Source organism: Corallococcus interemptor (genome assembly GCF_003668875.1).
GTDB lineage: Bacteria > Myxococcota > Myxococcia > Myxococcales > Myxococcaceae > Corallococcus > Corallococcus interemptor.
The window spans coordinates 1-26,913 of record NZ_RAWM01000020.1; the positions used below are offsets into that span (position 1 = coordinate 1).

Sequence of the window (26,913 nt, forward strand, 5' to 3'; positions counted from 1 at the left end):
ATGCTGAAGATTTTGGAGAAGCGCTCCCCCGCGGAGCGCCACGCCATCGCGCAGCAGTACGCGGACATGAACGGCGGCGTGCCGGCGGGCCAGAAGCCCGAGGACGTGCTGCTCGCCCGCCTGGGCCTGGGTGTACTCCGGCGCGGCCCCGGCTCCCGCCCCGGCCGCGCCGGAGTACACCCAGGCCCAGGCGGACAAGGACGCCAGCGCCCTGCGTGAGGCCATGGACGGCGGCATGACCGGGTGGGGCACCGACGAGGACAAGCTCTTCCGGACGCTCGAGGGCAAGACGCCCGCGCAGATCGCGATGATCCGCCAGAGCTACCAGGACCACTACGGCAAGAACCTGGACGCCAAGATCCGCGACGAGCTGGGCGGCTCCGACCTGCAGCGCGCGGAAGGCCTGCTCCAGGGCAACGGCGCGAAGAGCGACGCGGTCAACCTCCAGTCCGAGATGGACAGCGTCTTCGGCTCCAACGAGGACATGCTGAAGATTTTGGAGAAGCGCTCCCCCGCGGAGCGCCACGCCATCGCGCAGCAGTACGCGGACATGAACGGCGGCGTGCCGGCGGGCCAGAAGCCCGAGGACGTGCTGCTCGCCCGCCTGGGCCGCGAGATGGACGGCGCGCAGCTGGACCGCGCGCGGAGCATGCTCGGCGCGGGTCGGGCGTCCACGCCCGCGGAGGCCAACGCGCTGGAGACGCGCGCGCTCAAGGCCGGCCTGGAAGAGGACATGGCCGGCTGGGGCACCGACGAGGGCCGCATCTTCGAGCGCCTGGAGAAGGCCACGCCCGAGCAGCGCGCCGTGCTCGCCCAGGACGAGGGGCTCAAGGCGAAGCTCAAGGACGAGCTGTCCACCGAGGAGTACGACCGCGCCATCGGCCTGATGCAGGGCAACTCCGCCCAGGCGGACGCGGCCCGGCTGCGCGAGGCCATGGGCGGCTTCTTCGGCGCGGACGAGAGCGGCGTGCGCGACATCCTCCAGGGCAAGCAGCCGGACGAGGTCAACGCCATCAAGGCCGAGTACCAGCGCCAGACGGGCCAGTCGCTGGACACCCAGGTGCGGGGCTGGAGCGGCGGCGACCGCGACGTCACGCTGCGCATGCTCAACCCGCCCGCCGCCAACGACGCGGCGGGGCAGGCGGAGGCCTCCGCGGAGCGGCTGTTCCTGGCCATGGACGGCATGGGCACGGACGAGGACGCCATCCGCGCCGAGCTGGGCGGCAAGTCCAAGGCGCAGCTGGACGACATCGCCGCCGCGTACCAGGACAAGTACGGCAAGGACCTGCGCGCGGAGCTGGACGGCGAGCTGGACGGCCGCGACGAGCTGGAGCTGCTCAAGCAGGACTACGACCTGGGCGCCATCGACCCCAACGCCCCCAACGCCGCGCGGGAGCGCGTGCGCCGGCTGCGCGAGGTCCAGCAGAACGAGTCCGGCTTCGGCGTGAACCTGCTGGACGGCATCCAGCACCTCACCAAGGGCGAGTCCGACAACGACATCCTCAACCGCAACCTGGGCCGCGCGGACCAGGCCATCGCCACGGGGGACACCCAGCGCGCGAACACGCTGACGGGCTACGCCACGGACGACCTGAAGGCGCTCCAGGCCTCCAAGGACTCGCTGGCGGAGACCACGGCCACCGTGGCCGTCGTCGCCGCGACCACCGTCGCCGTCGTCGCCACGGGCGGCGCGGCCACGCCGCTGGCCATCGCCGGTTACGCGACGGTGGGCGCCACCACGCGCGCGGTGACGTACGCCGCCATCCAGGGTGACGCCGCCGGAGCGCAGGACCTGAGCCGCCAGGCGCTCATCGGCGCGGTGGAGGGCGGCACGGCCGTGATTCCCATTGGCAAGGGCGCCACCGCCGTCACGGGCGGCACGCGCGCCGCGGCCACCACGGCCACGGAGGCCGCGGCCCGCACGGCCTTGCGCGAGACCACCGAGGGCACCGTGCGCACCGCCATCAAGCAGGGCGTGAAGGAAGGCGCCTTCGGCGGCGCGGCCGGTGGCGCCGTGGACGCGGCCACCCAGAGCGAGACGTGGAAGGACGGCGCGCTCACGGGCCTGGGCCGCGTGGGCACCCGCGCGGTGACGGACGGCACCGTGGGCGCGGTGACGGGCGGCGTGGTGAGCGGCGGCCTGGCCAAGGGCGGGGAGCTGCTCCGCCCGCGTGAAATCCCCGTGCTGCGCAACCCCGACCTGCCGGGCAGCACCACCAAGGTGCGCTACGACAACGGCCAGGTGCGCATCGAGGCGGGGCCCACCGCCTCCGCCGCGGACATCGCCGCGCACCAGGAGACGGCCCGCCTGCTCCAGAAGTACGAGGGGCCCACCGGGCAGATCCGCCAGCTCAAGGACCGCGTCCAGCAGGCCCTCACCAAGACGCCGGGCTACGGCACGCAGGGCTTCGAGTCCAAGCTGGAGGTGCAGAAGCTCAAGAACATCCTGGGCGGCCTGGAGGCGGCGCAGAAGCGCATCGACGACAGCATCGCCAGCATGAGCGGCAAGCCCACCGCGGCCACCGTCGCCGAGCGCGCGGCGCTCCAGCGCGACATCGCCAACGTGGAGTTCCAGATCGACTTCCACGCGAAGCGGCTGGACTCGCTGGCGCCGGGCTCGGGCTCCGTGGCCATGCACGGCACGCCCACCACCACGACGCCGGACTGGCCGGGCGTGGGCGACTCCGTGAACACGCAGCTCGCGGTGTCGCCGCCGGCGAAGGGGCCCATGTCGCCCGCGGAGCACGCCGCCATCAACGACGTGCGGGCGCCCACGGAGACGAAGGCGCAATTCAAGGCCCGCCAGGCGGAAGGGCACCGCGCGTACGCGGAGCGCACCTACGACCCCACGACGCGGACCCAGGCCCAGCTCAACCGGGACCTGGACCCGAGCCCCTTCACCCAGGTGGATCCGTCCACCGGGAACAAGGTGCCCGTGGAGACGCAGCAGTACGCCAAGGCCCGGGCGCAGCTCGCCGAGCAGGAGATGCTGCGCCGGGCCATCGTCCGCGAGCAGCAGCTGACCGAGGCCTTCCCCAACGGCCCCACGCTCGACGTGGCCGCCAACGACGTGGCCCACGGCTCGGCCCACAACGCGCACACCCTGGACCGGCACGGCGCCCAGCTGCCCTACACCTCCGCGGGCCAGCCGCCGGGGACGCGCACCATCGAGAGCCGCGTCACCACCGGCGACGGCTGGGGCAGCGTGGAGACGAACTCGTTCCAGTGGAACAGCGATGCGCAGATGGACGCGACCATCAACCAGTACGTCCAGGACAACTGGTCCAGCATCAAGGACAAGCTGATGATGCAGGGCTACGCCGACGAGCTGAACATCCCGGCGCCGCCCGGGACGACGGTGGGCCGGGGCTTCACCCAGGTGAAGGACCCGGTGACGGGCGCGGTGAGGGCGGCTCCGGCCAACGCGACCACCTACAACATCAAGCTGCGACTGGTCGACGGCGTGCCGCCCCAAGTGGTGGTATTGACCGCGTTCCCTGGTCCCTGAGGCGAACTCCCGATGACTACCCTCGAACAGCTCAAGGCGCGCATGGAGGACCTCAAGAGCGCGCCCCCGCTGGAGAAGGCGCGCACCTTCCTCAAGGCCTACTGCGCGAACAACTCCACCCTGCAGGAGGTGGAGGACCAGGTCCGGCACGCGCTGGGCTTCAACACCATTCCCCTCATGACGGGGCTCGATGGGCTGGAGGCCGTCCTCGCCGACAAGAAGGTGCCGGGCGCGGCGCTCGTGACGCTGGCGCGTGAGGACGCGAAGCGCCAGGAGCTGCCCGCCACGCCGGACGCCGCCCGGAACTACCTGGGCCAGGTGGTGGCCCTGTTGCGCAAGTACCTGCCGGAGCAGCCCGAACCGGAAGGCGCCGCCGGCTTCGGCATCGACGACGTCTACAACCTGCGCGACCCGGCCGGGAAGCTGGAGCGGCTGCGCTGCACCGACATGATTGGCGTGGGGAGCGAGAGCTTCGCGGTGCTCGTGCCGGAGCACGCCAGCGAGGACAAGGGCCCCTTCACCGTGTACCGCTACCAGGCGGTGCCCGGGCAGCCCTTCAAGTACGACCGCGTGACGGACGCGGCCGTCGTCGCGAAGGTGCTCAAGGCGTCCCGGAGCTGACCCGCGGGGACACCATGCCCCTGCCGCTGCCTTTAGCGGCGCGCGTAGGAGCCGGTGCGCAGCTCGTCGAGGAAGGCCGGCCCCTTGGGCGCCCAGCCCAGCAGCTTCTGCGCCTTCTCCGACGTGAAGCGCTGATCCAACGCCAGCGCGTCCGCGAACGGACCGAACTGCTTGCGGGCCTCCTCCAGGGGCCACGCCACCGTCTTGCCGGGCACGCCCGCGGCCTCGCTCGCGGCCTGGGCGGCGTCCTTCACCTTCACGCCCGGGCCCTGGGTGGCGATGAAGACGCTGCCCGCGGGCGCCTTCTCCACGGCGCGCACGTAGAGGTCCGCCAGGTCGTCCACGAAGACCACCGCCCAGTGGTTCTCCCCCGTGCCCACGTAGCGCACGGCGCCCCCGTCCTTCACGGACGCGCCGAGCATCGCGGGGATGCCGGTGCCCTGCCCGTAGACGACGCCCGGACGCAGGACGATGCCGCGCACGCCCGGCGTGCTCAGCGCGCGCTGCTCGACGGCGGGACGCCACGCGACGATGGGCGTCGAGTTCAGCGGCGAGTCCTCGTGGGCCACGCCCTGCGTGTGGCCGTGCACCCAGACGCCGCTCGTGTAGAGGAACGTCTTGTTCGTGCCCTGGAGCGCGTCCAGCACCGCCGCCACGGCCGGGCCGTCCACGTCCTTGTCATTGGACGTCGCGGTCCAGATGACCGCGTCCACGTCCTTCACCGCGGCGGCCAGCCCCGCCGGGTCCTTCAGGTCGCCCCGCACCACCTGGACGCCCCTGGCGGCCAGCTTGCCCCGAGCCTCGTCCGACCGCGCCAGCCCCGCCACCGTGTGTCCCGCGCGCTTGAGCGCGTCCACGACCGCCGCACCGATGTAGCCCGTCGCGCCCGTCACCAGGATTCTCATGGTCCACCCCTTCTTTGGGTTTCAGGTTCGCGCCCCTGGATGCACCAGGGCCCTCCGGGTTTCACACCGCCTGGAGTACGGTGGGGGCCCATGAGCTTCGCCGACAAGATGCGCGCCTGGATGCCCCTGCATGAGAACGGCGTCAGCCGCACCGCCCACTTCATGGGGGCCTACCTCTTCACGTTCGCCCTGCTGGTGCCGCTGTGCTGGGTGCGCGTCCCCGGCACGCCGCTGACCGCCGCGCACCTGCTGGTGGCCGCGGTGGCCGTGTACGCCCTGACGCTGGAATGGACCGCGGGCCTGCTCATGGCCGTGCCGCTGGTGCCCACGCTGTTCGCCGCGGAAGGAGTGGCCCGGCTCCCCACGGGGACGGCCGCGGGCATTGCCGTAAGCGTGATGGTGTTCCGCTTCGCGATGGTGGTGGGCGCGCACGTCCTCTTCGAGAAGAAGACCCACGGCCTGTCCCTGGGCGGCCCCCTGCTCTTCTTCATCGAACCCGTGTACCTGCTCACCCTGGCGCTCTTCGCGCTGGGCCTCAAGCAGGACCTGCGCTCGCGCGTGGCCGCCAGCGCCTGAGGCGCCCGCCCTCAGGGGGCCCGGGCATTCACCATGGCGATGCCCGCCAGGATGACGCCGATGGCCAGCAGCATGGGCAGCGTCAGGTGCTCGTTGAAGAAGAGCAGCCCGGACACCACCCCCGTCGCGGAGACGACGTAGCCGAACTGGCTGAAGTACACCGGGTCCGCGACGCGCTGGAAGTGGAAGTACACGCGGTAGCCCAGGCTGGTGAAGACGCACTGGGCCAGGATGACCGTCCAGCCCGCCATGCCGGGACGGGTCAGCCCCCCGTTCGCCACGAGCAGCGGCAGGAGCGCGAGCGCACCGCCCAGCAGCATGCCTCCCGCGAGGAGGCTGACGGGCGCGCCCTTCGGCATGCGCAGCTTCCGGTACACGTTGCCCGCCGCGATGCTGATGGGCGTGCAGAGCGCCAGGGCCAGCCACCAGGCGGAGCCGGAGCCCCCCGCCATGCCCCGCCCCAGCACCAGCAGGGCCGCGCCCGCCAGCCCCACCACGATGCCCGCGAGCCGCAGGGGCCGGTACCGTTCAATGCCCAGGCCCCAGGCGAAGGCATACGTGAACAGCGGCGGCAGCGTGTACACCAGCGACGTCACGCTGGTGCCCACGCTCTGCATGACGATGAAGGTGACGCTGTTGGGCACGGCGACGCTCAGCACGCCAGCGATGAGGCTGTAGCGCAGCACGGGCCCGGCCTCCGGCGCCTGGGAGGCGCCTCGCGCCCCCGCGAACGCCAGCGCCAGGCCGCTGCCCAGCGCGGGCCAGAACGCGAACGCCAGCGGCGACCAGCCCTCCGCGCGGGCCACCCGGGACATGGGGAGCATGCTGCCCAGCAGCACGCCGGTGGCGATCAACAAGAGCAGCGGCGCGTCCCCCAGCTGGCGCAGCCGGCTTCCAACGAGCGTCTGGGTTGTCATGGGCGGGCGTCCGTCAGAAGGTGGTGCCCAGCGCCAGCGCCGCCGCCCAGAGGCCGTTGTCGGAGAAGGCGAAGCCCAACGGCGCATCCAGGTTCATCACCAGCCGCCCCTCCACGAAGCCCGCCGTGCCGTACACCCGGACGTGGGGGATGAGCGCCAGGAAGGTGGGGTCCGCGCCCTCCGCCGCCGTCGACACGTAGATGGCCTGGAAGGTGGAGCCCAGGAGGACGTGCGAGCTCAGGTCCACGGCCGCCGTGCCGGAGACCTGGAAGACCGCGTCCACCCGCTGGCCGCGCTTCTCCGACAGCTGGGCGGACATGGGGATGCGCCCGTCCAGGGCGAAGCGCCACCGTCCCTGGCGCAGCGCCGCGTCCGCCCAGGGCGTCAGGCCCAGGAGCCCCGGGGCCACCAGGCTGAAGCCGCTGTTGCCGCGCAGCGTGGCCGCGCGCCGCAGCAGCGCCGAGCCGAAGTCGTCCGGGTCGGTGATCAGCGTGAAGGGCAGCACCAGGTTGCCGCCCGTGCGGACCTTCAGCGCGCCGTCGTCGTACAGCACGCCGCCCAGGCCCACGGACGGGTTGCCCGCCTGGAACGCGGTGGGGCCTCCGGCCCGTGACGGCGCGTAGGCGAACAGCCATGCGGCGTTGAGGCTCACGCGCTCCGACAGCGACAGGGACCCGGAGAGCGCGGGCGCGAACACCGTCGTGGGCTGCCCGTTGAGCGTCCCGGAGTAGGCATACGTCTCATAGAGCAGGGCATTCGGAGGACGCGGCGCGGGGTCCGCGGCCAGGACCTCCGGGGCGGCGAGGAGCAGCGCGGCGGCGCAGAGACAGCGGATGAGTGGGTTCATGGCGAAGGACGCAAGGGAAGCAGGAAGAAGGAAGGAGGAAGGTCACGGGCCCGGGGCCGCCCAGGTGGCGCCGAACTCGAGCAGCTCGGGCAGCAGGTCCCGGCCCAGGGTGAAGGCCATGCCCAGCGGAGCGCACACGCCGCGCTCCAGCGCCGTGGGCGCGTTGGAGGACGCCTCCAGGGGCTCGGGGGTGGCGGGAGGACAGGCGGCATCGAACCGGCCATGGGACGGACGCAGCTGGTGCGGCACGTCCGGCAGCGCCTCGGCCACCGCCCGGACGATGGGGGCCTGCCCGTCGGAGACGACGCCCACGACGGGCACGTCCAGCGCGCGCACCAGCGTCTGGAGGTGCTCCACCAGCGCCCCGGCCCGGGGCTCCGGCAGGCTCCAGGCCGCCAGGACCTCGGAGGACAGGCAGTCTCGCGCCACCCAGAGCACGGCGTCGCCCGCCTCCGGGACCAGGCCGCTCAGGGCCAGCACCACGCGGCCCAGCCTGCGCGTCACCGCCTGGAGCCGCGCGGGGTCCAGGGACCGGGGGGACAGCAGGGCGTCATAGCGCTCCAGCAGGTTGGAGACGCTGCGCGCGGAGATGGGCACGTCCCGGGCACGCAGGGCGGCGTGGATGGCGGGCACGCTGCGCTTCTCCTGGTGGCGCAGCGCCCCGATGAGGGCGATGACGTCCAGGCCGAACTCGTGCTCCGGCAGGACCCACAGCCCCTCCTCCTCCGCGCGGATGGCCTTCTGGCGCAGCGGACACCCCTCGCGGTGACACACCCGGACCTGCACCTTGAGCGCGACGACGCCGTTGAGCGTCACCACGTTGCGGCGGGCCCGGTAGTCCGCCGGCACCCGTCCACCACAGGCGGCGCACTGCCGCCTTCGATTGTCGAGCCCCACAAGCCGGCTGGCCGGGGGATGTCCGGTGGTCCGCGCCATGACGCCACTCCCTGGGAAGGCGGCACCGCCGCAGGCCGGTGCCAGACGTGGCTAGGGCGTGTTGCCCGCGGCCGACTTCACCGGCTGCGCCGGCTGCTTCTTCACGAGCTCGATCTCCAGCGTGATGGAGACCTCCTCGCCCACCGCCACGCCGCCCGTCTCCAGCGCGGCGTTCCACTTCAGGCCGAAGTCCTTGCGGGCGATCTTCGTGGTGGCCGTGCCGCCCCGCTTCACGTTGCCGTACGGGTCCTTCGACTCCACGTCGAACCCGTCCAGCTGCAACACCACCGGCTTCTTCACGCCGCGGATGGTGAGGTCGCCCGTCAGCTTCAGGCCGTCACCGGACTTCTCCACCTTCGTGGACTTGAACGTGAGCGTGGGGAACTTCGTGACGTCGAAGAAGTCCGGCCCTCGCAGGTGCTCGTCGCGCGAGGCGTCGTTGGTGGTGACGGTGGTGGCGTCGATGACGGCCTCCACCGACGACTTCGTCAGGTCCTTCTCGTCCAGCTGCACCGTGCCGGTCACCTTGGAGAAGGAGCCGCGCACGTTGGACACCATCATGTGCTTCACGGAGAAGAGGGCGGACGAGTTCGTCGGGTGGATGTCGTACGCGGTGGCGCCGGCCAGCGAGGGCACGGCGAGGGTGGCCACGAGGGCCAGGGACTTGAGGAACGGCGTCATGGGGCGTGTCTCCAACAGGAAAGGGGAATGGCGCTTCAGGTGGCGTAGATGCGCTTGTGGTCGCGCGTGCCCTGGTAACGGAAGCCGGTGCCGGCGGCGTCCGCGGCGGGCCGCTCGTCCAGGTGCTCGCGCGCCCGCATCACGTCTTCGTATTCGGGGATGGACAGCGCGCGGCGGCGGGTGAGGCGGGCCTCCAGCCCCAGCGCCTTCACGCGCTCCTGCGCGCCGGCCTGCACCACGCCGCTGAAGAACTCCGCGCAGGACCCGCTGCCGTAGGAGAACAGGCCCACGCGCTGGCCGGTGAGGTCCTGGGACGCCGTGGACAGGAGGCTCGCCAGCGCCAGGTACATGGAGCCCGTGTAGATGTTGCCCACCTGCGACGGCAGCACCAGGCTGTTGCCCACCAGCCGGTCGAAGCTCGCGTCCGGCGCGGTGTCCCCGTCCAGCGTGCGCAGGTGCCGGTGCGCCTTGCGGGACATCTTCCCGTAGGGCACGTGGTAGACGAGCGCGGCGAAGCGGTCGCTGTACGCGCCCTCGCCCGCGGGCTCCGCGGCGGCCTCCTGGTAGGCCCGGTACGCGCCCTCCAGCGCGTCCAGGTAGCACTGCACGGAGTAGTGCCCGTCCACCAGGGCGTCCTTCGAGTACAGCGGACGCCAGAAATCCATCACGTCCTTGGAGTAGACGCCCGTCTTGCCCGCCTCCAGGGCCAGCAGCGCGGGCGTGTCCGAGACCAGCATGGCCACCGCGCCGGCGCCCTGCGTGGGCTCGCCCGGCGTGCCCACGCCGTAGCGGGCGATGTCCGAGCACACGATGAGCGCCTTGCGGCCCTTCGCGCTGCCGGAGCGCACCCAGTCGAGCGCCATCTGGAGCGCCGCGGTGCCGCCGTAGCAGGCGTGCTTCGTCTCGAAGATGCGGCAGCGCGTGGGCAGCCCCAGGAGGCCCTGGACGTAGGAGGCCACCGGCTTGGAGTGGTCCACCGCCGTCTCCGTGCCCACCACCAGCAGGCCCACGTCCTCCGGCGAGCAGCCCGCGGACTCCAGCGCCATGCGCGCCGCGCGGGCCGCCAGCGTCACGGTGTCCTCGTTCACCAGGGGCACGCCCATGCGCGTCACCCCCAGGCCCTCCACGTACTTGCCGGGCGCCACGCCGCGCGCCATGGCCAGGTCCGCGAGCTCCACGTAGGTGTCCGGTACGGCGACCCCGATTGCTTCCAGTCCTGCCTGCATGATGTCCCCCTCGACTTGCTGCGAGATGTCTTCTTTTCGCGCGCACGTCTCCCGTGCACCGCGGGATGCGCGGTGTCCGGGGGCGTGGGCGGAGGTGTCTGGGATTGCGGCCCGGCGCGAGCCGGGCCCCTTCGCTTGACGTCAGCCTCGCGCGTACGAGCCGCTGCGCAGCTCGTCGATGATGCCGGGGCCCTTGGGCGTCCAGCCCAGCAGCGACTGGGCCTTCTGGGCGGAGAAGCGCTGATCCAGCGCCAGCGCGTCCGCGAACGCGCCGAACTGCTTGCGCGCCTCCTCCAGGGGCCAGGCCACCGTCTTGCCGCCCGCGCCCGCGCCCTCGCTGGCCGCCTGGGCGATGTCCTTGAGCTTCACGGCCGGGCCCTGCACTGCGACGAGGACGGTCCCCGCGGGGGCCTTCTCCACGGCGCGCACGTAGAGGTCCGCCAGGTCCTCCACGAACACCACCGGCCAGTGGTTCTCCCCGGTGCCCACGAAGCGGGCCGCGCCGTCCTGCTTCGCGGAGGCGGTGAGCATGGAGGGGATGCCCACGGCGCGTCCGTAGACGATGCCCGGGCGGATGACGACGCCGCGCACGCCCGGCGTGTTCAGCGCGCGCTGCTCCACCGCCGGACGCCACGCCACCAGCGCCGCCGCGGCCAGGGGCGAATCCTCCGTGACGACGGCGCCCTGCGTGTCGCCGTGCACCCAGACGCCGCTCGTGTAGATGAACGCCTTGTTCGTGCCCTGGAGCGCGTCCAGCACCGCCGCGACGGCGGGCGCGTCCACGGCCTCGCTGTTGGCCGTGGCCGTCCAGACGACCGCGTCCATGTCCTTCACCAGCGCGGCCAGCCCCTTGGCGTCCGCCATGTCGCCCGCCACCGCCGTGATGCCGCGGGCGGCGAGCTTGTTGCGCGCGTCTTCGGAGCGCGCCAGCCCCAGGACCTGGTGGCCCGCCTGCTTGAGCGCGTCCACGACCGCCCCGCCGATGTAGCCCGTCGCGCCCGTCACAAGGATCTTCATGGTGTGCCTCTTCTCACGTTCAGGTTGCGTCATTCGACCGTCACGCCCGCGTCCTGGCCCTCATGGGCCCAGGCGTAGGAGCGCAGCAGCAGCTGCCACACGACCTCGAGCTCGGCCTCGTCGCGCGGACCAAAGAGCATGGGCGTCCCGGAGCGCGGATGCGGCATGCCCCAGCCCTGCTGGAACACCCGCCGCGCCGTCTCCGGCGGGAACGTCAGGTGCAGGCTGCCGTCCTCCGCCGGGTGGATGTGCGCGAACTCCGTCCCCACCTGGAACGCCGCGCGAGGCCCCCGGGCCGACTCGGGCCGCAGCCAGAAGGCGCGCGCCCCGGGGACGGAGATGCCGCTGGGCGCCACCCGCACGTCCGGCAGCGCGGCGGCGCGCGTGAACAGGCGCTCCTGCAGCTCCGGGGGCGCCAGCTGGCTCAGCTGCCGGTGCGCCAGCGGCGTTCCCGGCGGCGCGTCCGTCGTCTCCGGGCGAGGCCCCTTGCGCGCGGGCAGCCGGAAGGACGGCTCCGGCGCCGTGGACGCCAGCACGCGGGACTCACGGACCTCCGGCGCCGCGCGCGGCACGTCACTGGCTGGCGAGGTGCAGGACAGCGCGGCCAGCAGCACCGCGAGCCCCGGGAGCACCGGGCGTGGGGAATCCATGGCTTTCCTATAGAGCCCGTTGACGTCTGGACACTACGCGCCGATTGGAAAAGGATTGTTTCCTGGAGGTGACCAATCCCCATGGAGCAGGTGGCGCCCTATTTCACGTTCGCGGAGGTGGTGCGCACCGGCAGCTTCACGGTGGCGGCCCGCTCGCTGGGGCTGTCCAAGGCGACCGTCAGCAAGCAGGTGATGGCGCTGGAGGAGGCGCTGGGCGTGCGGCTGTTGCAGCGCACCACGCGCAAGCTGTCGCCCACGGCGGAGGGCCGGGCGCTGGCGGCGCGGTGTCAGCGGATGACGCAGGAGCTGGAGGCGGCGAAGGCGGAGGTGCTGCTCTTGCGCCGCAAGCCGCGCGGGCCCCTGCGCGTGAGCATCCCCATGTCCTTCGGGCTTCTACGGGTGCTGCCGGCCATGCCGGAGTTCCTGGAGCGCTACCCGGAGATCGAGTTGGACATCCAGCTGGATGACCGGGTGGTGGACCTGGTGGAGCAGGGCTTCGACGCGTGCATCCGCATCGCGCAGCTGCCGGACTCGTCGCTGCTCGCGCGGAAGCTGGCCTCCAGCCGCCGGGTCATCTGCGCGACGCCCGCGTACCTCCACCGGCACGGCACGCCGCACCGGCCGGAGGACCTGCGCCAGCACCGCTGCCTCCAGTACACGTACCTGGCCTCCGGCGCCGCGTGGCGCCTGCGCGGCCCGGGGGACGTGGAGTCCCTGGTGGAGACCACCGGCACGCTGAAGGCCAACAGCAGCCTGGCCCTGAAGACGGCGGTGCTGGGCCACGCGGGCATCGCGCAGTTCCCCCTCTTCGCCGTATGGGAGGAGCTGCGGGACGGACAGCTCGTGGAGGTGCTGGACGACCACACGCTCCCGGAGCTGTCCATCTGGGCCGTGCACGCGCAGGGGCGCACCGTGACGCCGAAGGTGGGCGCGTGGATGGACTTCCTGGCGCGGCGCTTCGCGGACGAGCCCGGGTGGAACCTGGGCGCCCAGGCGAAGCGCGGCGCCTGACTTCAGCCCTTGCGGGTGTTCGTCTGCCAGTCGTGACGCATGCGCAGCTTGCTCAGCTGCGCGGACGCCACCTGCGTGCGCGCGCCGTCCGCGGCCAGCTTCCAGGCGTGGCTCTGGGTGAAGATGACGTTGCGGCCGCCGCGCAGCACGGTGGCCTCGAACTCCACCACCGTGCCCAGGGGCGTGGCGGACAGCATCATCGCGTTGAAGTTGCTGGTGAGCGCGTACTCGTCCGGCCCCAGCGTGGGCAGCGTGGCCAGCATGCTGACCACGTCCAGCATGGAGTAGATGACCCCACCGTGCAGCGTGTGGCTGAGGTTGTCGATGGCCTCCGTGACGCGCAGGCGGCACTTGCAGAAGCCGGGGCGCTGCTCCAGCAGCTCCAGGCCGCAGTAGCGCTGGTAGGCGTGCTCCAGGAGGGCGCGGGAGTGCGCCTGGGCGTGCTCGCTCAGGTCCGTCGTCGTGTCGTTCGTCACAGGGTCCGTCCGATGATGTCCAGCATGACTTCCCGGGCGCCGCCGCCAATGCCCAGCAGGCGCGCGTCGCGGTAGATGCGCTCCACGCGCGAGGGTTCGACGCAGCCGTGCGCGCCGTGCAGCTGGACGGCGTCGTGGGCCACCCGCTCCAGCACGTCCACGGCGGTGTTCTTCGCGATGGCGGCCCGCGCGGCGGTGAGCTGTCCTTCCGCCTGCCAGCGCACCGCCTGCTCCACGAAGACACGCGCCACGCTCAATTCGGAGTGCCGCTCCGCCAGGCGCTGGCGCAGCACGGACTTGTCCAGCAGCGCTTCCGGCCCCACGCGCCGCGTGCGGCAGTGCTCCACGGTGTCGCGCAGGGCCAGCTCCGCGGACGCCAGGGCCATCACCGCCAGGTTCAGCCGCTCCTGTTGCAGACACTGCTGGAGGAGCCGGCCCGCCTCGCGGCCGTGGATGAGGAGGCGCGCGGGCGTGGACTCGAAGCGCAGGGCCGCGAGCGGCAGGCAGCGCCAGCCGAGGCACGCCAGGCGTTCATGGCTCAGGCCCGGCGCGTTGCCCTCCACCAGGAACAGCGCCAGGGCCCCATCCAGGAGCGCACCCACCAGGAGCAGGTCCGCGCGTCCGCCGTTGCAGATGAAGCGCTTGTCGCCGGTGAGCCGGTGGCCATCTCCATGAGGTCCGGCACGGCACTCGAAGCCGCGCAGGTCCGAGCCGGCCTGCGGTTCGGTCAGCGCGAGCACGATGCTCTGGTCGCCCCTCAGCACGGAGGGCACCACCCGGGCCGCCACCGCCGCGTCGGCGCCCTGCACCGCCTTGAGGCTGACGAAGTGCGATGCGAGCCCCATGGTGATGCCCTGAGCGCCGCCCAGGGTCAGCTCCTCCACCAGCACCGCCAGCGCGCCCGGGTCGTCCGGGAGCCCCTCCGGGGAGTGCCCCAGCGACAGCAGGCCCGCCCGGCCCGCCTGCCGCCAGAGCTCCAGCGGGTAGGCCCCTTCGCGCTCCCACGCGTCCACGTGGGGCCGCACCTGGTCGTTGACGAAGGTGCGCACCCGCCCCCGGAAGTCGTCCGTCCTGGAGTCCATCTAGAACACCGTGCTCTGGGCCAGCTGCTGGAAGCGCTGGACGATGGGCGCGAGCCTCGCGGGGGACACCTCTCCCTCCGGCTCGAAGTAGTAGAGCCGGGTGAAGTCGTCCATCACCTGGAGCATCTCCCGCGAGCGCCGCGCGGCGCGGATTTCGTAGCGCTGGAGCGCCGCCTCCAGGTCCGCGTCGCAGTGCCCCACCAGGGCCTGCGCCAGCATGAAGCCGTTCTCCAGGCCCAGCGTCAGCCCGTAGCCCAGGGTGGGCAGCATCGCGTGGATGCTGTCACCCAGGAGCACCACCCGGCCCCGGAACCACCGGCCCTCGCCCGTCAGCGCCTTGAGCTTGTGGGTGAGGATGTCCTGTTCGGGCGTCTGGCCCATCATCCGCAGCAGGTCCTGGGGCAGCGGCGCGAACAGCTCCAGCAGCCCCTGCCGGTCCAGCAGCGGCTGGTTCCGGTGCTGGTAGGCGGCGAACCAGTAGCGCAGCGACGTGGCCTTGTTGAGCGGGTACGTCACCACGCGCGAGTGCCGCGACGTGAAGATCTGACAGCGGTCGGAGTGCAGCAGCGGCGAGTCGAAGTTCACCACGCCCCGGCTGGCGACGAGGCCCGTGTCATGGGGCACGAGCCCCGGGTTGACGAAGGCGCGCGTCGTGGACGACACGCCGTCCGCTCCCACCGCGAGGTCGAAGTCGAAGCGGTGGCCGTTGGTGAAGGTGAGGCGCACCTGGTCGCCCACGTTCTCCAGTGACTCGCAGCCCATGCCGTAGTGGATGTCGTCCTCGTCCAGGCGGTCCGCCAGCAGGCGGAACAGCTCCGTGCGCAGGAACATCATCGCGGGCGCGGGCAGCCCCATCCCGGCCGGGCGCACCGGCTGGCTGTGGATGAGCTGCCCGTGCTTGTCGTGCGTGTCCAGGAACTCGATGGGCTGCCCCCGGGAGAGGAAGGCGCGGTCCTTGAGCACGAAGCGCAGCACCTGCATGGCCTGGGGCCAGACGTAGATGCCCGTCCCGGAGTCCCGGGGCCCCGTGCCGCGCTCGAAGACGACGCAGTCCACGCCCAGCCGCTTGAGCATGACGGCGCAGGCCAGCCCGTTGAGGCCCGCGCCGATGATGGCGACCCTCATGCCGCCTCCTCGCGGGCGCTCCACAGGGGCTGGCTGCTGGAGGCGCGCAGCGAGTACCGGTTCTGCAACAGGCACAGGCTGGTCAGCTCCATCAGCATCGGGTCCAGCAGGCCCTGCTCATGCGCGCTCAGCGTGGGCAGCTTCTCCAGCAGGCCGCGCACCCGCGCGGGGTCGAAGAAGGGCAGCGCGTCCAGCTCCGAGCCGTTCAGCACGTCGCGCACCAGCTGGTACAGCCGGCCCTTCTGCTGGAGCGTGGCGGGCGGCGCGCGGAAGTAGTGCTTCTTGCGCTTGTAGAGGGCGTCCGGCAGGTACGGCCGCATGGCCTCACGGAAGACGTACTTCTCCGTGGAGCCGCGCACCTTCATCCAGACGGGCATCTGGCACGCCAGCTCCACCACGTGGTGGTCCAGCAGGGGCACGCGGCCCTCGATGCTGTGGGCCATCTCCATGCGGTCACCCAGCGTGGTGAGCACGAAGTTGGGCAGGTAGGACTTGGCCCACAGGTACATGGACTTGTGGACGGGGTCGCGCCCCTCCAGGTTGCGGTGATCCAACCGGTCGTAGAACTGGCGGTAGGGGTCGCTGCCCGCGAACTGCTCGCGGAAGTCCGGGCGGTAGAGCGCCTCCAGCGCCTTGAACCAGCCGGCCTGGTTGTCCAGCCAGGACACGCCATGGGACAGCTGCTGCACCATCCAGTGGATGTCCTGGGGCATGTCGGGCTGGACGTAGCCGTTCTCGCTCTCCTGGATGCGCTGGCGCAGCCTGGTGACGAGCGCCGGGTCCTGCCGCTCCGGGTTGTAGAGCAGCATGTCGCGGCGGAAGTGCGGGTAGCCGGCGAACACCTCGTCGGCGCCCTCGCCGGTGAGGACGACCTTCATGCCGGCGTCGCGCACCGTCTCACTGAGGATGTACTTGGCCACGCCGTGCGCGTTGAAGAACGGCGTCTCGTTGTGCCAGAGCGCCTGCTCGAAGTGGTCCGCCAGGTCGTCCTGGGACACGGCCACGGTGTGGAAGCGCGCGCCGTTGTGCTCCGCGGCCAGCCGCGCGAACTTGTTCTCGTCGTAGTCATCCATGTCCGTGAAGGACAGGTTGAACGCGTCCAGCGGCTGCCCGGACAGCTGCGTGGCCACGCCCAGCATGGCGGAGGAATCAATGCCGCCGCTCAGGTAGACGCCCATGGGCACGTCCGCGCGCAGGCGCAGGCGCACGGACTGCTCCACCGCGGCGCGGATGGCCTCCACCATGCCCTGCTCGTCCGCGGGGTCCGGCGCGTCCTGGCGGGCGAACTCCATGTCCCAGTAGCGGCCGTGGTGCAGGCCGCCGCTGTCCGCCATCACCCAGCACCCGGGCTGCACGCTCTTCACGCCCTTGAAGAGCGTGTGGTCGCGCAGGTAGAAGGCGCGGCTCGCGTACGCGTGCTCGTCCCACTCCGCGGGGACGCCCGCGGCCAGCAGCGCCTTCACCTCCGACGCGAAGTACCAGGCGCCCCGGTGCTGCGCGTAGAACATGGGCTTGATGCCCAGGCGGTCGCGCACGGCCAGCATCAGGCGGCGCTGCCGGTCGAAGAGCAGGATGGCGAACTCGCCGCGCAGCTGCTTCAGGCCCGCGAGGCCCGAGCGGCGGTACAGGTGCAGGGCAATCTCGCTGTCGGACTCCGTCTTGAAGTGGCAGCCGAGCGCCTGGAGCTCGCGGCGGATCCGCTCGTGGTCATAGAGCTCGCCGTTGACCACCAGCGCGATGTCCCCCTCGTCCGCGACGATGGGCTGACGGCCGTTGTCCAGGCCGATGATGCTCAGCCGGACGTGGCCCAGCACCGCGCGGCCGGCCGGGTCATGCCACAGGCTGCGCTCGTCGGGGCCACGGTGGTGGAGGGTGGTCAGCGCGGTGATGAGGCTGCGCTCGTCGAAGCCGGAGGGGGAACGCTGGTAGACGCCAATGAATCCGCACATAGCAGGGCCGCTTCCTTCAATGGATATGTGTCCGTCAGCGCCAGCGCACGCGGGCCCCCGGGAAAGGGCCTTCGAGGCTGGCGGAGCCCATGGCGGTCCGTCCTGGAATCACGTCCAGACCGGCCACGGGTTTTCTGTCAATGGATTGCAACCCGCTGGAGGAACTGGCGCGTGCTCAGCCATGCCCCGGTCCAGCGGAAGTTGTTCAGGCGGTCATCGAGTGCTTCCGGTACCGCGACAGTCTCTACCCATGATTCCCCCTCTGAAACCCGGCCCACGGCGGTCCTGACGGCGGATGGACGCACCGCGACCGACGGACATTGGACATAACATCATCAAAAACAAATCGATAGCAGAAATCTCGTAACAAGCTTTTTAACAAGTTCAATCCGCCCACACTGGACTGTTTCGCCACCCAGCCCCGGGAGCGAGGGCTTACGGCATTTAACGCCTGCCATTGGGGCAGATATCGCCTGACGTGAAGCCCACGGCAGATAACGCCTGTCTTGAGAGCCCAGCCCATACACAGACATCCACTCCCCGGTGCCGGAGACGTGAAGCGGGCGTGACGGCCCCGTGAGGCGCTCCTTCAAGGAGGGCCCACGAGGATTGAGCGCGGGCCCCGGGCGGGGTTTGTTACGCCCCCCATGGAAGGCCCCGGCATCCTCGTCCGACACCCCGCCGCGCGGTGGGGGCTGCTCACCCTGCTGTCGCTCCTGCTGCTGTCCGCCGTGCCCCTGTCCGGGGTGACGTCGCTGGGGACGCTGAAGGAGGGCTACACGGACCACGTGCGCCATCCGTACGTGGTCTGGGTGGGACTGCACCGGGGGCTCCAGGCCCTCTACACCGCGCCGCTGGGCGAGCTGCGCGAGGGCATCCCCTACCGTCAGGCCATCGACCAGTGGCTGGACGTGCCGTACGTGTATCCGCCCGGCGCGCTGGTGCTCTTCCTGCCGCTGGCGCTCGTGGGCGAGTGGGTGCCCATGACGCCCCAGGCCTTCGGTCAGGTGTGTCTGTTGTACCTGCTCGTCTTCGCGCACGTGGCGCTCTACGCGGTGCTGCGGCTGTTGGACGGGCAACCGGCGGGAGGCCGCTGGGCGGTCGGGTTTCTCTGCTGGCTGGTGCTGATGCGGCTGGCGCTTTATGGCCAGTACGACGGCGCGTGGCTCGTCTGCGGGGTGCTGGCGTTGGCGGCGCTGGCGAAGGACCGGCCGGTGGTGGCGCTGCGCTGGCTGGCGCTCGCGGCGCTGCTGCACTACCGGGCGCTGGTCCTCATCGCGGTGGGCGTGGTGGCGCTGTGGCGCGTGGTGCGTGGACGGCCGGTGCGTCAGTGGCCGTGGGTCACGCTGTTCGGTGTGGCGGCGGCGGGCTTCCTCTGCGTGCGCACGTTCCTGTGGATGGCGCCGCTGGCGGCCCAGACGGACGCGGCGACGCCTTCCATCCTGGGGGAGCCGGGCACGGTGGCCCTGGTGATGGGCTTGAGCGCGGCGGTGCTGGCGCTCTCCTGGCGCGGGTCGGACGGGCTGGTGACCGCGTCGGTGGGGCTGGGCGTGGTGCTCGCGGTCATCGACACGCGCCACTGGTGGCATGCCTCCGCGCTGATGCTGGTGCCCCTGTCCGTGGGCGTGCTGCGGGCTCCGCGCTGGCCGTCGGCGGTGAGGCTGGGGCTCGTCGTCTGGGCGGCGGTGCTGGAGAGGGCCGTGTGGTACGGCAATCCCCTCTGGTTGTTCCGAGACCTCAATCGCTTCCTGCGGCTGATGTGAGGCGGAACCGCGCCTCGTCCCAGGCGAGCCCGTAGCGGCGCAGGAGCGCGTTGACGTCCGCGCCGGGCTGGGGCGGATGCGCGAGGGTGTCGAACCGGTACCACTGGAGCGTCCGGTCGGAGGCCGCGGACACGAGGAACGCGCCGTCCGGAGAGAACGCCAGGGCCGCGAGGAAGCCCTGCTGTCCCGCGAGGATCCCCAGCGGTTCTCCGGACGGCAGGCTCCAGACCTTCACCACTTGCTCCAGCCCTGATGACGCCAGGAAGCGGCCCCCCGGCGACACGGCCAGGGCCAGCACGCCCACCGTCTTCTCATCCAGCGTCTTCAACAGCCGGCCCGCCGTCACGTCCCAGACGCGGATGGGCTGCCGCAGCCCCGCCGTCACCAGGTGGGGTTCGGACGGAGTGAAGGCCACGGCGCGCACGGGCTCGCCCATGTCGAGCCGCAGCAGGGGCTGAAGCCGCTCCACGTCCCAGGTCCGCACCGTCTTGTCCGTGCTGCCCGACGCGAGCCTGCGCCCCGTGCTGTCGAAGGCCAGGGTCCAGACCTTGCCGGTGTGTCCCTGGAGCAGTCCCACGGGCGTGCCATCGGCCACGGACCACAGCTGGATGTCCGGGTCGCCCGCCACCGCGACGAGCGCCCCATCCGGGCTGAACGCCACCGCGCGCACGGAGCCCTTCACCCCGGGCAACTCCAGCAGCACCCGCCCCGAGCGCGCGTCCAGCACGAGCGCCTTTCCCTTCAGGGTGCCCACCGCGATGCGCTCGCGGTCCGGGCTCACCGCCAGGGACACGGCGGCCTCCGTGCCGCCCGGCTCGGAGTGGAGGTCCGTTCCTTCGGCGATGCGCCACCGCCACCATCCGCCCTCACCGCCGGCCAGCAGCTCCCGGTCCTGGGAGAACGCAATCGCCTCCATCCAGCCGCCAGGGCCGTGAACCCGCACCTCCGCGGGGACGTCCGGCCGGCGCCACACGTCGAGCACGCCGTCCATCCCGCCCGAAGCGAACGTGCGCCCGTCCGGAGACAAGGCCACGCTCATCACCGCCGCGTGATGTGCATCCATCCGCTCCAGCAGCGCGCCCCCACGCCCATCCACAAGTTGCACACGCCCATCCCATCCACCCTGGACCAGAAGCTGGAACGCGCCGTCGATGGCGGCCACGGAGACGTTGCCGGAGTTGCGGAACACGTCGGTGAGCTGGCCCGAGCGGGCGTCCCAGAAGCGCACGGCCCGGTCGCCCGCCGCGGTCATGATGCGCTGTCCATCCGAGGAGAACGCGCCCGCCTCCACCTTCTCTTCATGCCCCAGGAGGCGGTGGACCTCCTTGCGTGACGCCAGGTCCCAGACCCGGGCGCTCCGGTCAGCGCTCGTGGACAGCAGCTGCTTGCCGTCCGGGGAGAAGGTGACGTCGATGACGTTGTCGTCATGTTGGAAGCGCAGCAACTCGGCGCGGGTCTCGAGGTCCCAGACGCGGACCGCATGGTCCAGGCCGCCAGAGGCCAGCCGTCCGCCGTCGGGAGAGAAGGCCAGGCCGAGCACGACGTCGGTGTGGCCCGGAATCACCGCGTGCTCCCGGCGCTGGCGCCAATCCCAGATCCGGAGCTCGCCGGGCCTTCCCGCGGAAGCCAACCAGCGGCCGTCCGGAGAGAAGGCGACGGCGTGGACCTCGGCCGTGTGGCCCTTCAGTTCGGCCAGCAGGTCACCGCGCTCCACGTCCCAGAGCCGGACGACGGAGTCATAGTGCCCGGACGCCAGCATCCGGCCGTCCGGAGTGAACGCCAGGGCAAGCACCGACCCCTGGATGTGTTTCGACCAGCGCAGCGTGGAGGCCCGGTCCAACGCCCGGGCCTGTCCCCATTGCGCGCCGGGCGAGTCCCGCGACGTCCGGGCCAGCGCGAACGAAGCCGCCGCCACGCTCCACTGCGAGGACTCGGTGGCCGCTTCGCCCCGGGCCTCGAGGATGCGGGCGCGCAGGTCGCGAGTGTTCGCGGCGTCCAGCGCGCCATTGCCGGAGGAGCGATGCGCGGAACAGGAAGCAAGCAACAGCGCGAGACACCACCACCGCATGGAGCACCCTCCGGAGCCGGGGCACGGCTTGCCAGGGCGCGGAGCATCCGCACCTCTGGGCCAGGACCGTAACCCGAATGAGAGGAAGCCATGCCCGACAAGGCGACCGTGGTTCGAGCGAAGAAGGACCTGCGCGAGGGCAAGAGCCCCAGCACCGCGGCGGGTGAGTTCGTGCGCGAAGAGATGGAGCACATCCGCGAAGGCGAGCACGGCGCACGGTCCACGAAGCAGGCCATCGCCATCGGTTTGTCGAAGGCGCGCCGCGCGGGCGTACCGCTGAAGACACCGAAGAAGGAGCAGGCCTCCGCGAGAACAAGGCGCTCGGCGAAGCAGGACCTGGAGGTGGGCCAGAAGGAGCGCAAGCCTCCAAGCAGGCACTGTCCGCACAGGCCAAGACCGCTGCACGGAAGCGCCAGGGCCCTTGATATTCCCGTGGCCCCCCGCCCGACCCGGTCATCCAAAACCTGTCCGACTGTCGGACAGGTTTTTTCGGTTCGCCTCCGGAGGGCGTGGTCCGTTTGGGCACCACGCGTAGGCAGCGTTCGCGCCTCGGGCCCTTGCGGCTAGAGGCCCGTGGGATAGGTCTCCGGTGCTTCGCCCTGCTCCCAGCCGGTGGTTCGCTCCAGCGGTTCGAGCGCTCGCGTTTCGTCGATGTGGAGCAGCGCGTCGAACTGGTCCGGCAGCCGGGTGTGGAAGTAGTGGCTCATGCGCTCCGTGTCGGGCCGGTAGATGACGCCGATGGCCCGCTGCAGGCGCCGCTCGCGGAGCGCTCCCGTGGCCTCGCCCAGTTCCCGGAGGTCCAGCAGGAAGCCTGGCAGCCCGACCTGATGGAAGAGCGATTCGTAGCTGCCCGCCAGCCCGTGGCGGACCTTCTTGCGCTCCGCGGCCCCACCCCAGTTGGAGGCCGCGGTGACCGTGCCCCGGTACGTGCTGAAGCCGATGAGCCGCGTTGCTCCCGGATGCCGCTGGCGCGTCAGGTGCCCCAGGTTCACCTCGCCCGCCTCGCCCATCTCCGTCGCGTGCGCGTCCCCGACGTGCGAGTTGTGCGCCCAGACGACGACGCGTGCGTGCCTCGACCGCCGCGTCAGGAACCCCAGCAGCGTGTCCAGCGTGTCCGCCATGTGCGTGTCACGCAGGTTCCAGGACGAGATGCGCCCGTGGAACATGGACCGGTAATATTCCTCCGCGTTCTGGACGACCCTCGCGTTCTGCTCCGCTTCGAACTGCGCGTCCTCCGCCAGCTGCCCGTCCCGGTGCAGCAGCGACTCGCGCTCCCGCTGCAGCTCGCGGAGCTGCGCGATGACCTGCCGCTCGCAATCCGGCGACAGTCCCAGTGACGTCGCGTGGCCGTAGTCCTGCGGGTCTTCGCCGAAGTGCTCGAAGCATGCGTAGCGGTGCCGGGCGCGCTTCGCGGCCTCCGGATCCGCCTGCTCCAGGTACTTCAACACCGCGCCCATGGAGGCGTGGAGGCTGTAGAGGTCCAGCCCGTAGAACCCGACCTTCTCACGCGCGGAATGGCGGTCGTTGCGCGTCCGCAGCCAGCCCGCGAAGTCCAGCACGTCCGCGTTGCGCCACATCCACGCGGGGAAGCGCTGGAAGTCGGAGAGCGCCTCCACCGCATCCGCGTCGGTGCCCATGGCGCGCACGTAGCGGTTGATGCGGTACGCGTCCGGCCAGTCCGCCTCCACCGCGACGGCGTTGAAACCCTTCTCCTCGATGAGCCGCCGCGTCAGGAGCGCTCGCAGCCGGTAGAACTCGTGCGTACCGTGGGTCGCTTCGCCAATCAGCACGCACTGCGCCTCACCGACCAGCTCCATCAAGGGATCGAAGTCCTCCCGGGTCCCCCGCAGGGGCCGCACGGACTCCGCGAGCGCCCGCACCAGCAGTCCGTCGTCTCGGTGCGCCATGACGTGTCCTCCCCTTTCTCTTCAAAGGTTGGGACGTACACAGACTGACGGAAGGCAGCAGGCGGGCAGGCAGCGCCCTGCCCTACGGGAGCTCTCATCTTCAGAGAACCAAGCAACTCCTGCCTGGGTCAGACGATAACCTTCGCAAAGGAATCTTCATGACCCAGATCAAATCCCCCACGGGCTTCGTCTCCTCGCTCCAGACCGCGCTGAAGACCGCCAGCACTGCTGGCAAGGCGGTGGGCGCCCCGGCCCTCAAGAAGGCGCTCCAGGGCGCCGACGCGGCCCAGCTGAGCCCCCAGCAGAAGAACCAGCTTCGCGACGCCTTCGAGCAGGTCAAGTTGACCCCGAAGGCCCGGGAGCTCGCGGACAAGTTCGTGGGCGGCAAGGGCGTGGGCCTCAAGCCTCGGGAGAACAACGGCGTGGTGAAGGTCATGATGGACGACCCCACCCGTGGCTCGAAGCTGCCGGACTTCAAGCTGCCGGACGGTGGCCGCGTGAAGATCCGCATGGACGATCCGACCGGTGGCCTCAAGGTGCCGGACTTCAAGCCGCCTCAGGACGGCGGCATGGTGAAGGTCATGATGGATGACCCCACGCGCGGCTCGAAGCTGCCGGACTTCAAGCTCCCGGACGAGGGCCGCGTGAAGATCCGCATGGATGATCCGACCGGTGGCCTGAAGGTGCCGGACTTCAAGCCGCTGGATGGCGGCATCGTGAAGGTCAAGATGGACAGCCCGGTCTGAACGCCGGGCAGGCGAAGTCACGGTTCCCATGACGTCTCGCAAGAAGGTCGTGGTCATCGGCTCGCGCTCGGATGACGCCACCCGCTTCGTCGCCGAAGCGGTGGAGCGGCGCCGCGCGCGAGCCGTCGTCCTGGAAACGGACCGGGTCCCGGACTCCGCCGCGTTGTCCTGGGAGGACGGCGAGGTGCACTGGGACGGTGAATGTCTCAGCGACCTGCGCTCGTTCTACATCAAGCTCGTGCGCCTCTCGCTCCCGGTCCCCGAGCCCGAGGCCCTGTCCGAGCGCAACTTCCCGCGCTGGCAGGAGCAATACCTCGCCGAGCGGGAGCGCCAGTCGTTCCTCCACTCCGTGCTGCGCTCGCTCCACCGGCGCGGCGGCTCGTTCGTCAATCCGATGGAGGCGGTGGAGCTGCACTACCTCAAGCTGCACCAGCTGGCCCTGCTGCGCCGCCATCGCATCCCCGTCCCCAGCACCCTCGCCTCCGCCTCACCGGACGCCGTGCGCGAGTTCGTCGCGCGCCACGGGGCCGTCGTCTACAAGCCGCTGGGCGGCGGCGCGCTGGTGCGCAAGGTGGGGGAGGCGGACCTCACCGAGGAGCGGCTCCAGCTGCTCGCCAACTGCCCGGTGCTGTTCCAGGAGCAGATCCAAGGCGACGAGTTCCGCGCCTACGTGCTCGACGGCGAGCCCGTGTCCGCGTTCCACATCCCCACCGACGGCGTGGTGGACGCGCGGCAGAACCTGCACCGCGTGAAGCCCGCCCGCCTGCCGAAGGCAGCCTGGGAGGTGTGCCTCAAGGGAGCCAGGGCGCTGGGCATGGTCTTCACGGCGGTGGACCTGCGGCGCACCCCGGACGGCGCCTTCGTGGCGCTCGAATTCAACCCCACCCCCGCCATCTCGTTCTTCGATGATCCGCGCGACGGCAAAGTCATCACCCGGCTCGCCAGCTACCTCGTCTCCAAGGCCTGAGCGCCCGAGCGGGTTCTTCATCCCGGACTTCGCCGACAGCATGTTCGGCCCCGTCCCGGCCGCGAAGCCCGAGGTGTTCCCGGCGTCCGCTGCGGGCTGGACGCGGCTGGCCTCCGTGTCCGAAGCACTGCACGCCACCCTCCGCCAGGAGTTCATCGAAGGCGGGCGGGTGCCGCACCTCTGCCTCCGGGACGCGCTCCTCCCCGAGCGCGCCGAGGCCCTGCACCAGGCCCTGCGCGACGCGCACTTCGTGCGCCACCACCACGGGCCCTATCCGCTGCACATCGCGCCGTTGAAGCAGCAGGCCCCCTCCGCCCTGACGGACTTCTGCGCGTGGCTCCAGAGCGCGGATGGCGCGGCCTTCCACGCCGCGCTGGTGGGCTGGCCTGAACCGCTGGAGACGCGCCAGGTGCAGGTGTCGCGCATGGACGTGGGCGAGTTCTTTCCGGAGCACCGGGACACGGACGAGGAGGGGCTGGCCGTCGTCTACAACTTCACGCGCCCGTGGGAGGACCGCTTCGGCGGCGTCCTCACCTTCCGGCATCCCGAGGTGGACGCGGACATGATGCGCGTCCCGCCGCTCTTCAACTCGGTGTTCATCTTCCGCGCGAAGGGCGCTCCCCACCGGGTGACCGAGTGGACGTCCGAGGCCCGGGGTCACCAGCGCTATTCCGTCACGGCGTTCATCCTCGCGAAGCGCTGAGGGCTAGACTCGGGGCCATGCCCCCACGCTCCGCCACGCTCTCCGCGCCACGGCTCGCCGAAGTGACCTCCGCCCTGCGCGGCCACGTCGAGGGCGGCGACCTGCCCGGCGTCGTCGCCCTGATTGCGCGCGGGGACACCGTGCACGTCGACACGCTGGGGACGCAGGGCCTCACGGCCTCGGATGGGCCCATGCGGCGGGACAGCCTCTTCCGCCTCGCGTCCATGGGGAAGCCCATCACGGCGGTGGCCACGCTGATGCTCGTGGAGGACGGGACGCTTCCGCTCGACGGCGCCGTGGACGCGTGGCTGCCGGAGCTGGCGAACCGCCGCGTCCTGCGCACGCCCGACGGGCCGCTGGACGACACCGTCCCCGCGAAGCGCGCCATCACCGTGCGCGACCTGCTCACGCTGCGCTGGGGCCTGGGCGCGGTGATGGCACCTCCCGGCACGCACCCCATCCAGCGGGCCATGGCCGAGGCCCGCTTGACGCCCGGCTTCCACATGCTGACGGATCCGCCCGATGAGTTCATGCGGCGGCTGGGCTCGCTGCCGCTGCGTCATCAACCCGGAGAGCGGTGGGCCTATCACACCGGCTACGAGGTCCTGGGCGTGCTGGTCGCGCGGGCCTCGGGAAGGCCCTTCGACGACTTCCTGCGCGAGCGGCTCTTCGCGCCGCTGGGCATGAAGGACACGGCGTTCGTCGTGCCCACGGAGAAGCTCGACCGGCTCACGACGGCCTATGGGCTCGACGAGGCCACGGGGAGGCTGGAGGCGTGGGACACCCCGGCGGACAGCTTCTGGTCGCGGCCTCCCGCCTTCCCTTCCGGAGGTGGCCAGGGCGGGTTGGTGTCCACGGCGGATGACATCCTCGCGTTCTGCCGGATGCTGCTGAGCGGGGGCCAGGGCCTGCTGTCCTCCGCGAACCTCCAGGAGATGCTGACGGATCAGATCCCGGAGGAGACGAAGGCCGCCTCGCCCTTCTTCCCCGGCTTCTGGGATGCATCCGGGTGGGGCTTCGGCGGCGCCGTGTGCACGAAGCCGGATGGCGTCTCCCCCACCGCGGGCCGCTATGGCTGGGCGGGCGGCTATGGCCCGATGTTCTTCGTCGATCCCCGGCAGGACCTGACGGCCATCCTCATGGTCCAGCGAAGGGCGCAGGGCCCCGACGACGAGGCCCTGGCCCTGGAGTTCTCCAAGGGCGCCTACCGGGCGCTGGAGGACTGAGGCGCG

25 protein-coding genes are annotated in these 26,913 nt (G+C 71.2%); 11 read left to right on the forward strand and 14 right to left on the reverse strand.

Features of this window, described 5'->3' with window-relative positions; all coding sequences use genetic code 11:
- The 3 genes from D7X96_RS40405 to D7X96_RS10215 all read left to right on the forward strand — a co-directional run.
- The coding region (locus D7X96_RS40405; RefSeq protein ID WP_121769613.1) for a hypothetical protein at window positions 1-219 on the forward strand (219 nt) is incomplete at its 5' end.
- Entirely contained in the window at window positions 131-3,508 is a 3,378-nt protein-coding gene (locus tag D7X96_RS10210; RefSeq protein ID WP_121769614.1) for an annexin, read from the forward strand. The genes D7X96_RS40405 and D7X96_RS10210, both read left to right, overlap by 89 nt.
- Window positions 3,509-3,520: 12 nt before the next feature.
- Window positions 3,521-4,129: a hypothetical protein gene (locus D7X96_RS10215; RefSeq protein ID WP_121725267.1), complete on the forward strand. Its 609-nt coding sequence runs from the start codon at window positions 3,521-3,523 to the stop codon at window positions 4,127-4,129.
- A 32-nt stretch (window positions 4,130-4,161) separates the two neighbouring features.
- Here D7X96_RS10215 and D7X96_RS10220 read toward each other — a convergent pair whose 3' ends face one another.
- On the reverse strand, window positions 4,162-5,034 hold the full coding sequence (locus tag D7X96_RS10220; protein WP_121725266.1) for an NAD-dependent epimerase/dehydratase family protein: 873 nt from the start codon (window positions 5,032-5,034) through the stop codon (window positions 4,162-4,164).
- A 90-nt stretch (window positions 5,035-5,124) separates the two neighbouring features.
- Between D7X96_RS10220 and D7X96_RS10225 the strand changes: the two genes are divergently transcribed.
- Window positions 5,125-5,610, forward strand: a complete 486-nt coding sequence (locus D7X96_RS10225) for an Mpo1-like protein (protein WP_121769615.1) — start codon at window positions 5,125-5,127, stop codon at window positions 5,608-5,610.
- Between the two features lie 11 nt (window positions 5,611-5,621).
- Here D7X96_RS10225 and D7X96_RS10230 read toward each other — a convergent pair whose 3' ends face one another.
- The 7 genes from D7X96_RS10230 to D7X96_RS10260 all read right to left on the reverse strand — a co-directional run bounded on the left by D7X96_RS10230 (window position 5,622) and on the right by D7X96_RS10260 (window position 11,884).
- Window positions 5,622-6,527, reverse strand: coding sequence for a DMT family transporter (locus D7X96_RS10230; RefSeq protein WP_158626569.1), 906 nt, complete (start codon window positions 6,525-6,527; stop codon window positions 5,622-5,624).
- Between the two features lie 13 nt (window positions 6,528-6,540).
- Window positions 6,541-7,374 (reverse strand): hypothetical protein, encoded by an 834-nt coding sequence (locus D7X96_RS10235; protein ID WP_120547780.1) that lies wholly within the window; start codon window positions 7,372-7,374, stop codon window positions 6,541-6,543.
- Window positions 7,375-7,416: 42 nt separating this feature from the next.
- Window positions 7,417-8,310, reverse strand: a complete 894-nt coding sequence (locus tag D7X96_RS10240; protein WP_147468274.1) for a hypothetical protein — start codon at window positions 8,308-8,310, stop codon at window positions 7,417-7,419.
- 51 nt (window positions 8,311-8,361) lie between these two features.
- Complete coding sequence (locus D7X96_RS10245) at window positions 8,362-8,991, reverse strand: YceI family protein (RefSeq protein WP_121769617.1); 630 nt, start codon at window positions 8,989-8,991, stop codon at window positions 8,362-8,364.
- Between the two features lie 35 nt (window positions 8,992-9,026).
- Window positions 9,027-10,217: a hydroxymethylglutaryl-CoA synthase gene (locus D7X96_RS10250; RefSeq protein ID WP_233609738.1), complete on the reverse strand. Its 1,191-nt coding sequence runs from the start codon at window positions 10,215-10,217 to the stop codon at window positions 9,027-9,029.
- Between the two features lie 141 nt (window positions 10,218-10,358).
- Window positions 10,359-11,234, reverse strand: a complete 876-nt coding sequence (locus D7X96_RS10255) for an NAD-dependent epimerase/dehydratase family protein (protein WP_120547789.1) — start codon at window positions 11,232-11,234, stop codon at window positions 10,359-10,361.
- 29 nt (window positions 11,235-11,263) lie between these two features.
- Entirely contained in the window at window positions 11,264-11,884 is a 621-nt protein-coding gene (locus D7X96_RS10260) for a luciferase domain-containing protein (protein WP_233609737.1), read from the reverse strand.
- 81 nt (window positions 11,885-11,965) lie between these two features.
- On the opposite strand from D7X96_RS10260, the gene D7X96_RS10265 reads away from it, so the two are divergent.
- Entirely contained in the window at window positions 11,966-12,895 is a 930-nt protein-coding gene (locus tag D7X96_RS10265; protein WP_120547777.1) for a LysR family transcriptional regulator, read from the forward strand.
- A gap of 2 nt (window positions 12,896-12,897) precedes the next feature.
- Here the strand turns inward: D7X96_RS10265 and D7X96_RS10270 are convergent, their stop codons facing one another.
- From D7X96_RS10270 to asnB, 4 genes are read right to left on the reverse strand one after another with little or no spacing between them, the layout of a single operon-like run.
- Complete coding sequence (locus tag D7X96_RS10270) at window positions 12,898-13,371, reverse strand: PaaI family thioesterase (protein WP_121722848.1); 474 nt, start codon at window positions 13,369-13,371, stop codon at window positions 12,898-12,900.
- Entirely contained in the window at window positions 13,368-14,453 is a 1,086-nt protein-coding gene (locus tag D7X96_RS10275) for an acyl-CoA dehydrogenase family protein (protein ID WP_120547775.1), read from the reverse strand. The genes D7X96_RS10270 and D7X96_RS10275 overlap by 4 nt, the downstream gene beginning before the upstream one ends.
- Entirely contained in the window at window positions 14,454-15,578 is a 1,125-nt protein-coding gene (locus D7X96_RS10280) for an FAD-dependent monooxygenase (RefSeq protein WP_121769618.1), read from the reverse strand.
- Entirely contained in the window at window positions 15,575-17,527 is a 1,953-nt protein-coding gene (asnB, locus tag D7X96_RS10285; RefSeq protein ID WP_120547773.1) for an asparagine synthase (glutamine-hydrolyzing), read from the reverse strand. The genes D7X96_RS10280 and asnB overlap by 4 nt, the downstream gene beginning before the upstream one ends.
- A gap of 647 nt (window positions 17,528-18,174) precedes the next feature.
- Between asnB and D7X96_RS10290 the strand changes: the two genes are divergently transcribed.
- A complete protein-coding gene (locus tag D7X96_RS10290; RefSeq protein WP_120547772.1) occupies window positions 18,175-19,290 on the forward strand; it encodes a hypothetical protein in 1,116 nt (371 codons plus the stop codon).
- Here D7X96_RS10290 and D7X96_RS10295 read toward each other — a convergent pair.
- A complete protein-coding gene (locus D7X96_RS10295) occupies window positions 19,265-21,358 on the reverse strand; it encodes a WD40 repeat domain-containing protein (RefSeq protein WP_121769619.1) in 2,094 nt (697 codons plus the stop codon). The genes D7X96_RS10290 and D7X96_RS10295 overlap by 26 nt on opposite strands.
- A 183-nt stretch (window positions 21,359-21,541) precedes the next feature.
- Here D7X96_RS10295 and D7X96_RS40855 point away from each other — a divergent pair, with 183 nt between their 5' ends.
- Window positions 21,542-21,925, forward strand: a complete 384-nt coding sequence (locus D7X96_RS40855; protein ID WP_233609743.1) for a DUF6496 domain-containing protein — start codon at window positions 21,542-21,544, stop codon at window positions 21,923-21,925.
- Here the strand turns inward: D7X96_RS40855 and D7X96_RS10305 are convergent.
- A complete protein-coding gene (locus tag D7X96_RS10305) occupies window positions 21,922-23,265 on the reverse strand; it encodes an erythromycin esterase family protein (protein WP_120547770.1) in 1,344 nt (447 codons plus the stop codon). The genes D7X96_RS40855 and D7X96_RS10305 overlap by 4 nt on opposite strands.
- Window positions 23,266-23,423: 158 nt before the next feature.
- Between D7X96_RS10305 and D7X96_RS10310 the strand changes: the two genes are divergently transcribed.
- Genes D7X96_RS10310 through D7X96_RS10325 form a run of 4 tightly spaced genes read left to right on the forward strand, consistent with a single transcriptional unit; the run spans window position 23,424 to window position 26,907 of the window.
- Window positions 23,424-24,011, forward strand: a complete 588-nt coding sequence (locus tag D7X96_RS10310) for a hypothetical protein (protein WP_121769620.1) — start codon at window positions 23,424-23,426, stop codon at window positions 24,009-24,011.
- Window positions 24,012-24,039: 28 nt separating this feature from the next.
- On the forward strand, window positions 24,040-24,978 hold the full coding sequence (locus D7X96_RS10315) for an ATP-grasp domain-containing protein (RefSeq protein ID WP_121722845.1): 939 nt from the start codon (window positions 24,040-24,042) through the stop codon (window positions 24,976-24,978).
- A 40-nt stretch (window positions 24,979-25,018) separates the two neighbouring features.
- Window positions 25,019-25,681 carry a 2OG-Fe(II) oxygenase gene (locus D7X96_RS10320; RefSeq protein WP_244219520.1) on the forward strand — a complete coding sequence of 221 codons (663 nt, stop codon included), beginning with the start codon at window positions 25,019-25,021 and terminating at the stop codon, window positions 25,679-25,681.
- A 17-nt stretch (window positions 25,682-25,698) separates the two neighbouring features.
- Window positions 25,699-26,907: a serine hydrolase domain-containing protein gene (locus D7X96_RS10325; protein WP_121769622.1), complete on the forward strand. Its 1,209-nt coding sequence runs from the start codon at window positions 25,699-25,701 to the stop codon at window positions 26,905-26,907.
- The last annotated feature ends 6 nt before the right edge of the window (window positions 26,908-26,913 follow it).

What these genes read in the sequence shown, in the direction of transcription:
- D7X96_RS10215 (WP_121725267.1), top strand. Translation starts at nt 3,521, where the DNA reads ATGACTACCCTCGAACAGCTCAAGGCGCGCATGGAGGACCTCAAGAGC.
- D7X96_RS10220 (WP_121725266.1), bottom strand. Translation starts at nt 5,034, where the DNA reads ATGAGAATCCTGGTGACGGGCGCGACGGGCTACATCGGTGCGGCGGTC.
- D7X96_RS10225 (WP_121769615.1), top strand. Translation starts at nt 5,125, where the DNA reads ATGAGCTTCGCCGACAAGATGCGCGCCTGGATGCCCCTGCATGAGAAC.
- D7X96_RS10230 (WP_158626569.1), bottom strand. Translation starts at nt 6,527, where the DNA reads ATGACAACCCAGACGCTCGTTGGAAGCCGGCTGCGCCAGCTGGGGGAC.
- D7X96_RS10235 (WP_120547780.1), bottom strand. Translation starts at nt 7,374, where the DNA reads ATGAACCCACTCATCCGCTGTCTCTGCGCCGCCGCGCTGCTCCTCGCC.
- D7X96_RS10240 (WP_147468274.1), bottom strand. Translation starts at nt 8,310, where the DNA reads ATGGCGCGGACCACCGGACATCCCCCGGCCAGCCGGCTTGTGGGGCTC.
- D7X96_RS10245 (WP_121769617.1), bottom strand. Translation starts at nt 8,991, where the DNA reads ATGACGCCGTTCCTCAAGTCCCTGGCCCTCGTGGCCACCCTCGCCGTG.
- D7X96_RS10250 (WP_233609738.1), bottom strand. Translation starts at nt 10,217, where the DNA reads ATGCAGGCAGGACTGGAAGCAATCGGGGTCGCCGTACCGGACACCTAC.
- D7X96_RS10255 (WP_120547789.1), bottom strand. Translation starts at nt 11,234, where the DNA reads ATGAAGATCCTTGTGACGGGCGCGACGGGCTACATCGGCGGGGCGGTC.
- D7X96_RS10260 (WP_233609737.1), bottom strand. Translation starts at nt 11,884, where the DNA reads ATGGATTCCCCACGCCCGGTGCTCCCGGGGCTCGCGGTGCTGCTGGCC.
- D7X96_RS10265 (WP_120547777.1), top strand. Translation starts at nt 11,966, where the DNA reads ATGGAGCAGGTGGCGCCCTATTTCACGTTCGCGGAGGTGGTGCGCACC.
- D7X96_RS10275 (WP_120547775.1), bottom strand. Translation starts at nt 14,453, where the DNA reads ATGGACTCCAGGACGGACGACTTCCGGGGGCGGGTGCGCACCTTCGTC.
- D7X96_RS10280 (WP_121769618.1), bottom strand. Translation starts at nt 15,578, where the DNA reads ATGAGGGTCGCCATCATCGGCGCGGGCCTCAACGGGCTGGCCTGCGCC.
- asnB (WP_120547773.1), bottom strand. Translation starts at nt 17,527, where the DNA reads ATGTGCGGATTCATTGGCGTCTACCAGCGTTCCCCCTCCGGCTTCGAC.
- D7X96_RS10290 (WP_120547772.1), top strand. Translation starts at nt 18,175, where the DNA reads ATGGAAGGCCCCGGCATCCTCGTCCGACACCCCGCCGCGCGGTGGGGG.
- D7X96_RS10295 (WP_121769619.1), bottom strand. Translation starts at nt 21,358, where the DNA reads ATGCGGTGGTGGTGTCTCGCGCTGTTGCTTGCTTCCTGTTCCGCGCAT.
- D7X96_RS40855 (WP_233609743.1), top strand. Translation starts at nt 21,542, where the DNA reads ATGGAGCACATCCGCGAAGGCGAGCACGGCGCACGGTCCACGAAGCAG.
- D7X96_RS10305 (WP_120547770.1), bottom strand. Translation starts at nt 23,265, where the DNA reads ATGGCGCACCGAGACGACGGACTGCTGGTGCGGGCGCTCGCGGAGTCC.
- D7X96_RS10310 (WP_121769620.1), top strand. Translation starts at nt 23,424, where the DNA reads ATGACCCAGATCAAATCCCCCACGGGCTTCGTCTCCTCGCTCCAGACC.
- D7X96_RS10315 (WP_121722845.1), top strand. Translation starts at nt 24,040, where the DNA reads ATGACGTCTCGCAAGAAGGTCGTGGTCATCGGCTCGCGCTCGGATGAC.
- D7X96_RS10320 (WP_244219520.1), top strand. Translation starts at nt 25,019, where the DNA reads ATGTTCGGCCCCGTCCCGGCCGCGAAGCCCGAGGTGTTCCCGGCGTCC.
- D7X96_RS10325 (WP_121769622.1), top strand. Translation starts at nt 25,699, where the DNA reads ATGCCCCCACGCTCCGCCACGCTCTCCGCGCCACGGCTCGCCGAAGTG.